We start from the raw sequence: 14316 nt of genomic DNA, 5'->3' as shown, positions 1-14316 counted from the left end.
GACCCCAACCGTTAATACATTTTAAAGAGGGTTCACCCCCTCTTATTTTTCAACGCATTCGTTATTCATTTTTATTCTCAGTTAAATTTAGGAGTATGAGTATGACAACATCGATACTCAATATAGAGCAAATATCGCTAGCTTTTGGTGGTGTTAAAGCCTTAACAGATGTTAGTTTTTCGGTGACTAAAGGCTCTGTATTTTCAATTATTGGCCCAAATGGGGCTGGTAAAACATCAATGCTCAATTGCATTTCTGGCCGCTATCAACCTAACAGTGGAAAAATCACCTTTGCAGATCAAGATGTTACCCACTTAAAACCCAATGACCGCGCAGACTTAGGTATGGGCCGTACTTTTCAAAACTTAGCCTTATTTGGCCATATGTCAGTGCTCGATAATATTATGGTTGGTCGCCATCACTTATTAAAAAACAATTGGTTAACAGGGCCGTTATATTGGGCTTCTGGGGCGCAAAAAGAAGAACTCGCTCACCGAAGAAAAGTAGAAGAAGTGATCGACTTCCTTGAGATCTCTCATATCAGAAAATCCATCGCTGGCACCTTGTCTTACGGGCTTCGTAAACGCGTTGAATTAGCTCGTGCAATGGCTCTAAACCCAAAACTGATTTTACTTGACGAACCAATGGCTGGAATGAATCTGGAAGAAAAAGAAGACATGGCCAGATACATCCTCGATTTAAATGAAGAATTCGGTATTACGGTCGTTATGATTGAACATGATATGGGAGTTGTAATGGATATTTCTCATGAAGTTATGGTGCTGGATTTTGGTAAAAAATTAATTTCTGGTTTACCACACGAAGTCATGGCTGACCCCTATGTTAAACGTGCCTACCTTGGTCTTGAAGACGACGCAGAGCCAGCCACCTTAGAGGAGGTAAGTTAATGACTAGCCAAATCAATCAAGATTTTGAGATGGGTGAACTGAATACCTTCCCCAAAATTCTACAACACAATGCCACGCATTGGCCTGATATGGTGGCGATGCGAGAAAAAGAGTTTGGTATTTGGAACGAGTTCAGCTGGGCCGAATATAACAATAAAGTAAAGTGGTTGTCGCTCGCGTTGAGTAACAAAGGCGTGAATACAGATGATACCATTGCCTTACTTGGTGATAACCGCCCAGAATGGATATGGGGCGAAATTGCTGCTCACGCTTTACGTTGCCATTCATTAGGTATTTATCAAGATTCAATGCATGACGAAGTAATCTATTTACTCGCTAGCAGTGGCGCAACCGTTGTGATTGCTGAAAACGAAGAGCAATGCGATAAATTACTTGATTTAGGTGATGGCATAGAGCAAGTAAAATTCATTGTTTATTGCGACCCAAGAGGTATGCGCAAATACAACGACTCGCGACTTATAGATATCAATACCCTATACATACTGGGCCAAGAACTCGAACAAGCATCCCCTGATCGTTATCAAGCCATGATAGATGCCTCAGCCCCTGACGACATTGCTATTTACTGCACCACTTCAGGTACCACATCAAAACCCAAAATTGCCCTACTCAATGGTGGCAATTTTATTAAGCACTGTAGTTCATATTTACGTGCTGACCCGCGTCAAGCTGGCGACAACTATGTATCTGTATTGCCCTTACCTTGGATCATGGAGCAAGTCTATGCAATTGGCCAAGCACTGATCGCCCGTCAAATTGTAAATTTTGTTGAAGAACAACAAACACTCATGGCTGACCTACGAGAAATTGGCCCCAGCTTTGTACTATTAGCACCACGGGTATGGGAAGGCATTTTAGCTGACGTACAAACCCGTATGATGGATTCAACACCTTTTAAAAGAAAGCTATTTAATTTTGCCATGAAGCTGGCTGAGCAAAGCCAAGTAACAGGCAAAAAATCATGGCTAGCTGAAATTCTACTGCTAAAAGCACTTCGTGATCGACTCGGTTTTTCATTCTTAAAATCGGCTGCCACCGGCGGAGCTGCGATGGGGCCTGACACCTTTAAGTTTTTCCAAACCATTGGTGTGCCTTTACGCCAACTCTACGGCCAAACAGAAATGTGCGGAGCTTACACCATCCATCATGAAGCCGATGTTGACTACGACAGTGTTGGCGTCGCGTTTGATAATGCACAAATTAAAGTCATTAATCCCGATAAAGCCGGTATTGGCGAAGTTATTGCTAAAACAGTCGGAATGTTTAGTGGCTACCTTAATAATCAACAAGCCTATGATGAAGACGTGATTGACGGCTGGATGCAAACAGGTGATGCCGGTTACTTTAAACCGTCTGGCCATTTAGTGGTGATTGATCGGATCAAAGATCTCGCTTGCACCAGCGACGGCGCACAATATTCTCCTCAATATATAGAAAACAAACTTAAGTTTTCTTCATTTATTGGCGAAGCCGTTATTTTAGGTAAAGCAAAGCCTTATCTATCAGCCATCATTTGTATTCGTTTTAGTATTGTTGCGAAATGGGCTGAGCAACAAGGGCTGTCGTTTACCAACTACACCAACTTATCAACCCTGCCTGAAGTGTACGAAAAAATTGGCGAAGAAATAATGCGCGTCAATGAGTCACTTCCTGAATCACAAAAAATCCATAAATTTTTATTACTTTACAAAGAACTTGATGCCGATGATGGCGAATTAACACGAACCCGTAAAGTTCGCCGTAGTGTTATTGCGGATAAATATGGCGACATTATTTCATCCATTTATGACAACAAGGAAAATGTTGATATTGATACCATGGTGGTATTTCAAGATGGTACTAAAACCCGTATTCAAACCCAGCTTAAAGTCACTTCGCTGATCGAAACAGCCTGCACGGCTGCTGATAACACTATCAACATAACACGGAGAGTCTCATGAATTTTGAATTGCTAATTCAACTAATCGTCAATGGTTTAATTGTCGGCTTACTCTATGGCGTCGTTGGGATGTGCTTTGTATTAGTGTACAAATCAACGCAAATTGTAAACTTTGCCCAAGGTGAGTTTTTATTAGTGGGTGCCTGGGTATGCTGGGCAGTACTGATTTATTTAGAGCTGCCTTTTGTAGTGGGCTTTTTACTGACAATGGCCTTTATGGCAATCTTTGGTGTGCTGCTGCAAATGATTGTTTTACGCCCGATGATAGGTGAACCTATTATCTCAGTGATCATGATCACCATTGGCTTATCAATCTTTTTTCAAGCCTTGATGAAATGGATTTTTGGTGTTTCAGCGCAAAGTTACCCGCAAGTATTTACCACTAATAGCATCCAAATATTTGGCTTGAACATTGAAGCCGCTTACTTAATGAGCACCATAATCGCCTTAATAATTATGGTTGCCTTCTATCTATTCTTTAAACATTCAAAATACGGTTTAGCAATGCGAGCCACAGCCTTTGATCAACAGATTGCACAAAGCTTAGGTATTTCGGTAAAACAAGTTTTTGCTATGAGCTGGGGTATTGCTGCTACGGTTTCAGCCACAGCTGGAATTGTTATTGGCATGGTAAACGGGGTTTCAAATTCACTGTCATTAATTGGTATCAAAGTTTTCCCTGCAGTTATTCTTGGCGGTTTAGATTCTATCATCGGCGCTATTGTCGGTGGTTTGATCATTGGTGTATTAGAGAATGTCGCTGAGTTTTTCGACAGCCAATATCTGCATGTTGGCAATATGTATGACATCGCACCATTTTACGTGTTGCTCGTCATCCTTTGGTTCAAACCATACGGTTTGTTCGGCACAAAAGATATTGAACGTATTTAAACAAGCCGATTTAGGTGCATCAATAGCGCCTAACAAGTGCAGATAAAGGTAAATTTTAGGAGTTTATTATGTCCAGTTTAACCATGAGACCCTGCGGCGATTTCCGCACCAGTTATAAACAAGATAATACAATTTTTGAAACAACAACCATCAAAAATGTGGCAATTTTCGCAATTGCCCTATTATGTGCAGCGCCATACTTAGTCGATGCATATTACCTAACCCTATTTATTCAAATTTCATATTTAGGGATAGCCGCACTAGGGCTCAATATTTTGGTCGGTTACACCGGACAAATTTCATTAGGTCATGGCGCATTTTTTGGCTTTGGTGCTTTTGCATCAGCATGGCTCAATATCTCCTTTGGTATTCCTGTATTGCTGTGTATTCCACTGGCTGGTTTTTTAACAATGGCTGTAGGCATGATGTTTGGTTTACCGGCCTCAAGAATTAAAGGCTTGTACTTAGCTATAGCCACACTGGCTGCGCAGTTTATTTTAGAAGACTTCTTTGCCCGTGCTGACTGGTTTTCTGGTGGTTCTGCCGGCTCATCTGCCGACCCAATTAGTATATTTGGCTTTGTTTTTAATAGCGATGAAAGCTTCTTTTATATCGCCTTAGCAGCCTTAGTTATTATGTATATTTGGGGCTGTAATCTGATGCGCAGTCGTGATGGTCGCGCCTTTGTTGCAGTACGTGACCATTATCTATCAGCTGAGATCATGGGTATCAAGCTCAATAAATATCGCTTACTCTCTTTTGGTATATCGTCTTTTTATGCCGGTATTGGCGGTGCCTTATATGCCCATTACTTAGGCTATGTTTCTGCCGAAGGCTTCACCTTATTTATGTCGATTCAATTTTTAGCCATGATCATCATCGGCGGCTTGGGTTCAATTAAAGGCACCTTAATGGGTGTGGTATTTATGGTGTTTTTACCTGAAGTGCTCGAAAGCGGCGTAGGTTTAATGAAAATGACCGACTGGGGCAATATTCCAATGGTGGTTGATGGCCTGGCCTATATCAAAGAAATGGCCATTGGCTTAGTGATTATCTTATTCCTTATTTTTGAGCCGCAAGGCATGGCACACCGCTGGGCACAAATTAAAAACTATTGGAAGTTTTACCCGTTCTCGTACTAATCAATAGACACTAACTTAAGCATATACAACACACATGAGCATCATTAATGCGTAAATAATTGGCAATCTAGCCATAAAAAGAAAAAGGAAATAGTTATGCACAATCATAAGGCAAAATTAACGTCTCTATTAATAGTAAGCGCGCTGTGCACCAGCCAACAAACATTCGCTGAAGACTCAGTCTTTGTTGGTCATCTAGCTGATATGAGTGGCCCGACAGCTTTTGTTGGTAAAAATTACGCTGACGGCGTGCGTGATTCCCTAGCTTACATTAACGAAAATGGTGGCATCAATGGCACTAAACTCGAATATGAAACAATTGATTACGCTTACAAAGTGCCGCAAGCGATTGCCGCTTATAAAAAGTGGCATTCGCGTAAAAACATGGTTGCCATGCAAGGCTGGGGCACCGCTGATACCGAAGCACTGATCTCATTTGTAGCCAAAGATAAACTACCAGTATTTTCAGCGTCTTACTCTGGCCACTTAACGGATCCTATGGGTAAAAACCCACATACAAAGAAACCAGCTCCTTATAACTTTTTTTACGGCGCATCCTATTCAGATGCGTGCCGCGGTTTAGTCCAGTGGGCAGCTGAGGACTGGCAAAAAAAGGGGGGCAAAGGCAAACCTAAGTTTACTCATATTGGTGCAAATCACCCCTTCCCTAATGCACCGAAAGAAGCCTGTGCAGAGTACGCCACCGAATTAGGCTTTGATGTACAACCTGCGGTTGTTATTTCGATGAAACCAGGTGATTTTAAAGCGCAATGTTTAAGCTTAAAAAGCTCAGGCTCAAATTACGGATATATAGGCAATCTAGGTGGTTCAGTATTGTCGTTAGTTAAATCATGTAACACCGTTGGTACCGATATTCAGTTTATGTCGAATATATGGGGGGGCGATAAAAAAATATTCCAAGCTGCGGGCGAAGGCATTAAAGATTATGTATTTCCAGCTATGACGCCGTTTTGGACTGATCAAGTACCTGGCATGAAACTCGTTAGGGAGATTTCAAAACAATCAGACCCTTCAGGCCAAGAAGAGCGTGTTCATCATTACATTCGTGGCGTGTGCTCAACATTCTTTATGAAAGAGGCTATGGAATGGGCAAAAGATAACGGCGGAATAACCGGTGAAAATATTAAAAAAGCCATGTATGCCCGTAAAGATTGGGTACCAGCAGGACTTGAAGGCGTATGCCTTGCGGGCAACTGGAGTGAACAAGATCACCGTGGCACTAACCAAGTTTACATTTACAAAGGCAACTATAACGAAGGCAATGTCGTCGTTGAAGAGTTATCACTGGTAACCATTGAGCGCCGTGATGCGTGGTTAGGTTTTTAATAGCTCGTTAAACATAGCAGCGGATGAAGCATCTCGTTATTTTCATCCGCTGATAAATTATTAATTTTTCACGGAGTTAGCTATGTCACAAGCAGCTATAAAAATACAACCTGCATCACCAATTCTAAGCGTTAACAATATTGAAGTTGTTTACGATGAAGTCATCCAAGTTTTACGTGGTGTTAGTTTAGATGTGCCAGAGGGTGAAATAGTCACCCTACTTGGGCCAAATGGCGCAGGAAAATCAACCACCTTAAAAGCCATTTCTGGCTTATTAAAAACTGAAAATGGCGAAGTCACTAAAGGCGACATTACCTTTATGGGCGAACGAATAGACAATAAAAATGCCGAAGATGTGGTGCGCAGTGGATTGTTTCAGGTTATGGAAGGGCGTCGTATCATCGAAGATATGACCTCTCTAGAAAACTTAAAACTCGGCGCCTTTACCCGCAAAGACGCACAAATAAATCAAGACATTGAAATGGTGTACCACTATTTCCCTCGCTTAAAAGAACGCACAGGCTTAGCTGGATATTTATCAGGTGGCGAACAACAAATGCTGGCAATTGGCCGTGCATTAATGGCACGTCCAAAGATGATTTGCCTCGATGAGCCATCGATGGGGTTATCGCCATTATTGGTTAAAGAAGTGTTCGGAATCATAAAAAAGATTAACCAAGATCAAGGTATTACTATGCTGTTGGTAGAACAAAATGCCAACTATGCACTGAGAGCGGCTAATTATGGTTACATCATTGAATCAGGGAAAGTTGTATTAGATGGCACACAAGAGCAGCTTTTAAACAACGAAGATGTAAAAGAGTTTTACCTCGGTGGCGGTAACGAAGAACGTAAAAGCTTTAAAGATCTTAAGTCATATAAACGTCGCAAACGCTGGTTGTAATCAACCTATCTATCTCTCTACTTTTTCTATGTTACTGGAGCTATTATGAGCCATTTTTATCATGCCAATGAACATCAACACTCTGAAACCAGAGAACAAAATTTATTGTCCCGTTTAGCTGACTTTATTACCTATGCAAAAAATAACAGCCCCTATTATCAGGCTATATTAGCGAACATTGATGCCACGAATATCACTACTCGCTCACAACTAGCGACTTTGCCGATCACCAGAAAATCTGACCTTTTAGACATACAAAAGCAACAGCCTCCGCTTGGCGGTCTCGCATCTAAAAGTGGCCATATAAATCGAATTTTTCAATCACCGGGGCCTATTTATGACCCTGAAAATTGCCAGCAAGATTGGTGGCGAATGGGCCAAGCCTTTCATGCTGCGGGGTTTAGAGCAGGTGAGTTAGTACAAAATTGTTTGTCATACCATTTGACTCCTGGCGGTTTTATTCTTGATTCAGGGGCGCGTGCGTGTGGCTGTGTGGTTATACCCGCAGGCCCAGGGCAAACAGATCAACAACTTGACGTAATAGAAGATTTACACCCGCAAGGTTATTGTGGCACTCCCTCTTTTTTAAAAATATTACTGGATAAAGCGCAGGCAACTAAACGTGACGTTAGCAGCCTCAAAAAAGCACTGGTGACTGGAGAGGCATTATCTCATGAACTGCGCGAGTCGTTTAAACAACAAGGTATCAACACCTTACAGGCTTACGCAAGTGCCGATGTAGGCTTAATTGGCTATGAAACCATTGCTGACGATGGGTTAATTATCGCTGAAGATTTAATTGTCGAAATTGTGCGCCCAGGCAGCCTCACTCCAGTCGCAGATGGTGAGATTGGTGAAGTGGTTATTACAAGTTTCAATACTGATTATCCGTTAATCCGTTTTGCAACCGGTGACTTATCGGCTATCAAGCCAGGGCAAAGTGCGTGTGGTCGGACTAACATGCGCATTCAAGGTTGGTTAGGTAGAGCCGATCAAACCACGAAAATAAAAGGTATGTTTGTTCATCCTCAACAAATAGAGCGAATTAGACTCAGTGTTAAGGGGATAAAGAAAATGCGCTTAGTGGTCAAGCTACAAGATCATCAAGACAAAATGCAGCTATTGTGTGAATACGATCAAGACCAATCAGAGCTAACTAAACTGGAACTCACCGGCGTATTGCTAGATAACTTAAAACAATACACAAAATTAAATGGCAGTGTTGAGTTGGTCGAGCTAGGCAGCTTAGCTGATGATGGCAAAGTGATTGATGATCAACGAGTCATCGGATAACCCAATTAGAACTAGGAGTTTTAATGAACAATATAGCCTTTCAAGATTATTACCCCGATGAGCTCAGCCATTGTTATGGCTGTGGCAAAAACAATGAGCAGGGTCACCAATTAAAAAGTTATTGGTATCAGGATGAGCAAAATCAAGGCAATATCGATAAAACTATCGCCCACTTTACGCCGCAACCTTGCCATACAGCAATCCCTGGCTTTGTTTATGGTGGGCTGCTTGCGTCCCTGATTGACTGCCATGGTACAGGCAGTGCCGCTGCTATAGCTTATCGATATGCAGAGCGAGAGATGGGGACTCAACCTGCATTTCGTTTTGTTACAGGGGCTTTAAATGTTAACTTTTTAGCGCCGACTCCAATGGGGGTAGAGCTGCAGCTAATAGGTAGCTTCATTGAAGTAAAACCCAACAAAGTGATTGTCGACATCACGCTATCAGCGAACAACGTGATCTGTGTTAAAGGCAGCGTAATTGCTGTGAAAATGCCAGCGAGCTTTATCAGTTAGCATTCAAAGTTAAGAGCGAACTGCCGTGTTCGCTCTTCAATTCAAAACTTAGCGCTTACCTAGCTTTTTCAGCAGTACACTGACTGATAGCGACAAAGCCATAATCACCACACCATAAATAACTAACATACCTGACGGTGTAGCAAGTTCTATTATTTGCTCGTTTGCGCCCACGCATAAGTTTGTTTTATGATTAATAGCTCCACCACTGTCTAAACAGCGGTCAACCAATAAAAACCCATGTAGCCACCATACAACAAACAAGCTTACTAAAACGCCAGCTAAAGATGGCAGTAAATTATTTTTCATAGATAAAAAACCAAACGAGAAAGTAAATGTTAGTGCTCTACAATAGCAAATAAAGTACCTAAAAAGATTACGATAAAAGCCTGTTTTTAAGAATAAAAATTAATACTTACGGCGCGATATAGTTAACAATTAAAACAGTTGTTCAGCTAGGATATATATTAATAATAATGAGAACGGTAGAGTGTAATTAATCAGCGTTAGGTTTAAACCAACTCAGCCAACTTTAGTTCATTGCCACGGCTAATTTGATGGCATTGTGCTAACAGTAATTCAGCGGTAGCCATGGCATCGGTAAGTGCATGATGGCAACCATAATGAGGTAGCTCATACCGCGCCCTGCAGGCACTGAGAGTTAAATCGTCTAAGCCTATTTCATAGCCTTGTTGGTGCAGGCGCTTTTTTTCAATCTGAAAAGTATCAATAATCAATAAAGGCTGCACATCAATATTATGTGCTTGAAATGCCTGCTTTAAAAATCCCCAATCTAAAGTAGCATTATGAAACACCAAAATAGCATCCGAAAAATGAGCGCTTAGCTTAGCTAAAATAGCCGCTAAGCTTTTTCCATTAGCGACATCTTGCTGGGCAATTCCATGATAAACAGGACTTTGCTCAAGGCGCAGCACTTCTTTATTTATGGCGTGCTGAGCTTGGCTCAATTTAATGCATTGCTTTTCTATCAACACCCACGCAATCGAGACGATTTCATGCAGTTTTGGATCCAGTCCAGTCAACTCTAAATCAATCACTATATAGCGCTGTACTAGTGCGTTTTGAGCAAGTAATCGCTTACGTGCTAAATAACGACTCAACCAACGTTTAACCACTTAGCTTGTCACCTTATTCATAGCAAAACACATATTTATAAACTTCCACGAGCAAACTTAAATGCCGCAGCTTGTTGTGCGAGCTTGAGTAAATAAAACGCTTCTTTTAATTGATGGCGCTCTAGCGAGTTTAACCTATCTGGATTAATACAGTTACTCGGTAGTCCTTCTTCATTTATTTGTGTACGTAAACGTAATTGAGTTAAAAATCGCCAGCAGTCTTTCAAATTATATACATCGTGATTACTTAACAATGAGTGTTTCAGCAATGCATCTAAGCGCTCTTGGGTGTTTGCTCGGCGTATGCCTGCTTTTAACGCATACAAGCGCACAATGTCATTGATGATAACCACACCACGCTTTTTCAAATCAATGTATCTATGTTGCTTAGCATCTTTTTCTAACTTGAATTGATTAAATAACCCTATCGGCACAGAATTCGATTTAATATCCGTTGCCATTGCGGCGTAAAATAATTCGTTGCGAGAAATTCGGGTTAGTTGCTCACAAAATGCAGTGTAAAGTGCCGTTGAGCCTTCAATAAAACGTAAATCAAAAAATATTTTACAGTTGAGCATTGCTTCAGGTGTCGGGCTTTTGATCCAGTTAAAAAAGCGCTCACACCAATCCGATATACTCATTCTGCATAATTCGCTGCTTGCCATAATATTACCTGGGCAGCGTTTAATACCGCACTCAACCAACTGTTCGCAAACAAACTCCCCCATGCGGCGATAGTAATCTTGATGTTGCTCGCTTAAGTCATCAGGTAGTAATAAGCCGTTATCTTGATCAGAATGTAAGGTTTGCTCTTCACGCGCTTGAGAGCCAAAACAAATAAAACTAAAGCTAGTAGGAGCGGCACCGCACTCTTCTTGGAATAAATATATTAGTCGTGAGGTTAACGCATCAGTTAAGCCACTGAGTAATTTACCTATTAAAGATATATCATCAATATTATGAGAAAAACTACGCAGTAATTTAGGTACTTCTGCCGCATAACGCTTTAAATCGGCGACACTGCGAGCTTTATAAATACGGCCAATCAATTGAACGGGATCGCTCTTTTGCTGACGTAATAAGTCAGTGCTGGTGATCATGCCCAACGCTTTATGGTGTTCATCCAACACTGGTAAATGGTGAATATTATGTTTGAGCATTAAATGCAGCGCTGAAAAAACACGGTTATTTTCAAAAATAAACTTGGGTTTGACACTCATGATAGTGCTAACCGCTTGTTTGGGATCGATTTCATCGGCTAATACCCGGTTGCGTAAATCGCGATCTGTAACCACACCAACCAAGCGTTCAAATTCTGTCACCATAATCGACGAAACGCCGTGCTCTTTCATTTTTTTAGCTGCTTGGCGAATACTTGCATCAGGCGACAAAGTGACCGCTTTACGTGACATCAGTTCAGATATCTTACGTTCAGACCAACTATCGTTTTGGCTTTTATAATGTGAAGAAAGCAGCCGATTTGCATGCGCGCGAACAAAATACTGCTCAAACGTTTTATATTCACGGCGTAAGTAGTCGAAAGCATCTTGGTTGAGCATATAAACTATGCCCTCTTTTTGCACTTCTAAACGGTTTTGAATTGCCTCGCCGGTCAGCAGTGAAGGAAAGCCAAAATAATCGCCTTGTGCTAAACGAGTGATCACATCGCCTTTTGCATCCACTAAGTCATACAAACCAGAGCGAATTAAAAACAGCTTAGGTGAGGCTGATTGCAGCCATTGCGTTTGGTTTTCACGGGTTAGATAAATAACATCGAGATGTTTTATAAAGTAATCTGTTGCGCTGCTATCAAGGTCGCTAAATGGCATTTGTGCTAGCACAAACTGGGCGACTTCCTGTTGCTCATTATTCATTTGTCTACTCGCAAAAAACAATCGTACAATCACTGTACTGCTATCAACGATAAATAAAAAGCCCGACTTAAGTCGGGCTTTTGGATCTATCAATATTAATTAATAGAGTATCAGCGTTGTTAGTGAGCGTGAGCTTCACTAGACCCTTTAGGATTACGAATGCCTTCAACCATTTCTTGAATTTCAAGCGGTGTATCAGCGGTAAACTTAACCACGATTGCAGCAACTGCAAAGTTAATAAGCATACCAACTAGACCAATACCTTCTGGTGAAATACCTAAGAACCAATGCTCAGGGCTATTTAGTTCTGGGCTGATGAACTTGAAGAAGATGATATATGCCGCAGTAAAGGTAATACCTGTAACCATACCTAGAACCGCACCTTCTTTATTCATCTTCTTAGAGAAGATACCCATAATGATCGCCGGGAAGAAACTTGCTGCGGCCAAGCCGAATGCAAATGCCACCACCGACGCCACGAATCCAGGCGGATTAATACCAAAGTAAGCGGAGATAACAATCGCAACCATGGCAGCCAACCTCGCTGCGAGTAACTCTTGTTTATCGCTAATGTCTGGTTTTAAGGTCCGCTTAAGTAAATCATGCGATACCGAAGTCGAAATAACTAATAATAAGCCTGCGGTTGTTGATAGTGCCGCAGCAATACCACCGGCGGCCACAAGTGCCACGACCCATGCTGGTAAGTTAGCAATTTCAGGGTTAGCAAGTACCATGATGTCGCGGTCAACGTTAACTTCGTTAGCGCTGTTTGGATCATCAATTTTACCTGCTGTGTAGAACATTTTGCCATCACCGTTTTTATCATTAAAAGTGATTAAGCCCGTTCTTTCCCAATTTTTTACCCATACTGGTGCTTCAGCGTATTCAGTACCACTTCCGTCTTTACCATTTATGGTATCAATCATGTTAACACGGGCAAATGCTGCAACCGCTGGTGCTGTTGTGTAAACTATCGCAATGAATACTAAAGTCCATGCCGCTGAAATACGCGTATCTTTAACGCGAGGTACAGTGAAAAAGCGTACGATTACATGAGGAAGACCGGCAGTACCAACCATTAAGGCACCAGTAATAGCAAACACATCAATCATGCTCTTAGAGCCTTCAGTGTATTGTGCAAAGCCAAGTTCAGCACTTAAACCGTCCAGTTTATCAAGTACGTATACACCATCGCTGCCAATTAATGTAGCGCCAAAGCCTGTTTGTGGGAAGAAGTGACCCGTCATCATCATAGAGATAAAGATGGCAGGAACAAGGTAAGCAAATACCAGTACACAGTACTGTGCTACTTGGGTATAAGTAATGCCCTTCATACCACCGAGTACCGCATAGAAGAAGACAATAACCATACCAATGTAAACGCCAGTTTCAATTTCAACTTCTAAGAAACGTGAGAATACAACGCCTACACCACGCATTTGCCCTGCAATGTACGTAAAACAAATGAAGATGGCACATAAGATTGCCACTAAACGCGCGGTGCGTGAATAGTAACGGTCGCCGATAAAGTCTGGCACAGTAAACTTGCCGAATTTACGTAAGTAAGGTGCTAAACACATAGCAAGTAGTACATAACCACCGGTCCACCCCATTAAGTAAACGCCGCCATCATACCCTGCAAAAGAGATGATACCCGCCATTGAGATAAATGACGCAGCACTCATCCAGTCAGCGGCTGTTGCCATACCATTAGCCAGAGGCGGAACACCACCACCTGCTACATAAAACTCTTTTGTTGAGCCTGCTCGGGCCCAAATTGCAATGCCGATATAAAGCGCGAAGCTCAACCCGACAATTATAAACGTGAGTGTTTGAACATCCATTGCTTAGCTCCTATTCGTCTACGCCGTATTTTTTATCTAACGTATTCATTTTGAAAACGTACACAAAAATCAAAGCCACAAAGGTGTAAATCGCGCCTTGCTGGGAGAACCAGAAGCCAAGTTTAAACCCAAAGAAACGCACTTCATTAAGTACATCAACCAGTAATATGCCAAAGCCAAACGACACGACAAACCAAACTGCTAATAATTTAAACAGCAGTGAAATGTTTTCCGCCCAATAAGCTTTTGCTTGTTCTTCATCTTTAAAAGCCATTTTTTATTTCCTCTTTAACATCTGTAAAAAGTGATGTGTTCGATTTATTCTCGGCTATAAACTTAGCAATGCCTGAACAATATTGAATTGAGACCATAGTCGTAACAACAAGTTAACGTTTACGTAAACTGTACTGAAGTGCTTGTTACGAAAAAGTAAAAAACGTTTTTTATCATAATGTTAAGTCTTTCCACTCGGTGATTTTAACTATTCATCCAGGTTATATTG

General features: G+C 41.5%; 13 protein-coding genes. 8 read left to right on the top strand and 5 right to left on the bottom strand.

The window, feature by feature from the left end:
• The first annotated feature begins 101 nt into the window (after positions 1-101).
• The 8 genes from H5187_RS04370 to H5187_RS04335 all read left to right on the top strand — a co-directional run bounded on the left by H5187_RS04370 (position 102) and on the right by H5187_RS04335 (position 8960).
• Positions 102-908, top strand: a complete 807-nt coding sequence (locus H5187_RS04370; RefSeq protein ID WP_182717177.1) for an ABC transporter ATP-binding protein — start codon at positions 102-104, stop codon at positions 906-908.
• Complete coding sequence (locus H5187_RS04365) at positions 908-2869, top strand: long-chain fatty acid--CoA ligase (protein ID WP_182797580.1); 1962 nt, start codon at positions 908-910, stop codon at positions 2867-2869. Before H5187_RS04370 ends, H5187_RS04365 begins: the two co-directional genes overlap by 1 nt.
• Positions 2866-3759: a branched-chain amino acid ABC transporter permease gene (locus H5187_RS04360; protein ID WP_182797579.1), complete on the top strand. Its 894-nt coding sequence runs from the start codon at positions 2866-2868 to the stop codon at positions 3757-3759. The genes H5187_RS04365 and H5187_RS04360 overlap by 4 nt, the downstream gene beginning before the upstream one ends.
• Positions 3760-3827: 68 nt before the next feature.
• The gene (locus tag H5187_RS04355; protein WP_149982122.1) at positions 3828-4901 is read left to right on the top strand and encodes a branched-chain amino acid ABC transporter permease; all 1074 of its coding nucleotides are present in this window, start codon (positions 3828-3830) and stop codon (positions 4899-4901) included.
• 96 nt (positions 4902-4997) lie between these two features.
• Positions 4998-6248, top strand: coding sequence for an ABC transporter substrate-binding protein (locus tag H5187_RS04350; protein WP_145235338.1), 1251 nt, complete (start codon positions 4998-5000; stop codon positions 6246-6248).
• 82 nt (positions 6249-6330) lie between these two features.
• Positions 6331-7152 (top strand): ABC transporter ATP-binding protein, encoded by an 822-nt coding sequence (locus tag H5187_RS04345; protein WP_145235336.1) that lies wholly within the window; start codon positions 6331-6333, stop codon positions 7150-7152.
• 45 nt (positions 7153-7197) lie between these two features.
• Entirely contained in the window at positions 7198-8445 is a 1248-nt protein-coding gene (locus H5187_RS04340) for a phenylacetate--CoA ligase family protein (RefSeq protein ID WP_182767249.1), read from the top strand.
• Between the two features lie 23 nt (positions 8446-8468).
• On the top strand, positions 8469-8960 hold the full coding sequence (locus tag H5187_RS04335; RefSeq protein ID WP_145235331.1) for a PaaI family thioesterase: 492 nt from the start codon (positions 8469-8471) through the stop codon (positions 8958-8960).
• 48 nt (positions 8961-9008) lie between these two features.
• Here the strand turns inward: H5187_RS04335 and H5187_RS04330 are convergent, their stop codons facing one another.
• From H5187_RS04330 to H5187_RS04310, 5 genes are all read right to left on the bottom strand, one after another.
• On the bottom strand, positions 9009-9269 hold the full coding sequence (locus H5187_RS04330) for a hypothetical protein (protein WP_149982125.1): 261 nt from the start codon (positions 9267-9269) through the stop codon (positions 9009-9011).
• A gap of 203 nt (positions 9270-9472) precedes the next feature.
• The gene (locus H5187_RS04325) at positions 9473-10096 is read right to left on the bottom strand and encodes a 3'-5' exonuclease (RefSeq protein WP_182797578.1); all 624 of its coding nucleotides are present in this window, start codon (positions 10094-10096) and stop codon (positions 9473-9475) included.
• Positions 10097-10131: 35 nt separating this feature from the next.
• Positions 10132-11970, bottom strand: coding sequence for a DUF294 nucleotidyltransferase-like domain-containing protein (locus tag H5187_RS04320; protein ID WP_182797577.1), 1839 nt, complete (start codon positions 11968-11970; stop codon positions 10132-10134).
• A gap of 119 nt (positions 11971-12089) precedes the next feature.
• Positions 12090-13814, bottom strand: coding sequence for a sodium:solute symporter family protein (locus tag H5187_RS04315; protein ID WP_149982128.1), 1725 nt, complete (start codon positions 13812-13814; stop codon positions 12090-12092).
• Between the two features lie 10 nt (positions 13815-13824).
• The gene (locus tag H5187_RS04310) at positions 13825-14088 is read right to left on the bottom strand and encodes a DUF4212 domain-containing protein (protein WP_004586074.1); all 264 of its coding nucleotides are present in this window, start codon (positions 14086-14088) and stop codon (positions 13825-13827) included.
• Positions 14089-14316: the final 228 nt, after the last annotated feature.

Origin of the sequence: Pseudoalteromonas sp. SG44-1 (assembly GCF_014164315.1) — a bacterium.
In the GTDB taxonomy this organism is placed as follows: Bacteria; Pseudomonadota; Gammaproteobacteria; order Enterobacterales; family Alteromonadaceae; genus Pseudoalteromonas; species Pseudoalteromonas rhizosphaerae.
Note: the sequence above shows the minus strand (reverse complement) of the source record. Positions and strands in the feature narration are given on the sequence as shown.

Excerpts from the sequence above, each read along its gene's own strand:
- H5187_RS04350 (WP_145235338.1), top strand. The coding sequence starts at position 4,998 with ATGCACAATCATAAGGCAAAATTAACGTCTCTATTAATAGTAAGCGCG.
- H5187_RS04310 (WP_004586074.1), bottom strand. The coding sequence starts at position 14,088 with ATGGCTTTTAAAGATGAAGAACAAGCAAAAGCTTATTGGGCGGAAAAC.
- H5187_RS04345 (WP_145235336.1), top strand. The coding sequence starts at position 6,331 with ATGTCACAAGCAGCTATAAAAATACAACCTGCATCACCAATTCTAAGC.
- H5187_RS04315 (WP_149982128.1), bottom strand. The coding sequence starts at position 13,814 with ATGGATGTTCAAACACTCACGTTTATAATTGTCGGGTTGAGCTTCGCG.
- H5187_RS04335 (WP_145235331.1), top strand. The coding sequence starts at position 8,469 with ATGAACAATATAGCCTTTCAAGATTATTACCCCGATGAGCTCAGCCAT.
- H5187_RS04355 (WP_149982122.1), top strand. The coding sequence starts at position 3,828 with ATGTCCAGTTTAACCATGAGACCCTGCGGCGATTTCCGCACCAGTTAT.
- H5187_RS04365 (WP_182797580.1), top strand. The coding sequence starts at position 908 with ATGACTAGCCAAATCAATCAAGATTTTGAGATGGGTGAACTGAATACC.
- H5187_RS04330 (WP_149982125.1), bottom strand. The coding sequence starts at position 9,269 with ATGAAAAATAATTTACTGCCATCTTTAGCTGGCGTTTTAGTAAGCTTG.
- H5187_RS04340 (WP_182767249.1), top strand. The coding sequence starts at position 7,198 with ATGAGCCATTTTTATCATGCCAATGAACATCAACACTCTGAAACCAGA.
- H5187_RS04360 (WP_182797579.1), top strand. The coding sequence starts at position 2,866 with ATGAATTTTGAATTGCTAATTCAACTAATCGTCAATGGTTTAATTGTC.
- H5187_RS04370 (WP_182717177.1), top strand. The coding sequence starts at position 102 with ATGACAACATCGATACTCAATATAGAGCAAATATCGCTAGCTTTTGGT.
- H5187_RS04320 (WP_182797577.1), bottom strand. The coding sequence starts at position 11,970 with ATGAATAATGAGCAACAGGAAGTCGCCCAGTTTGTGCTAGCACAAATG.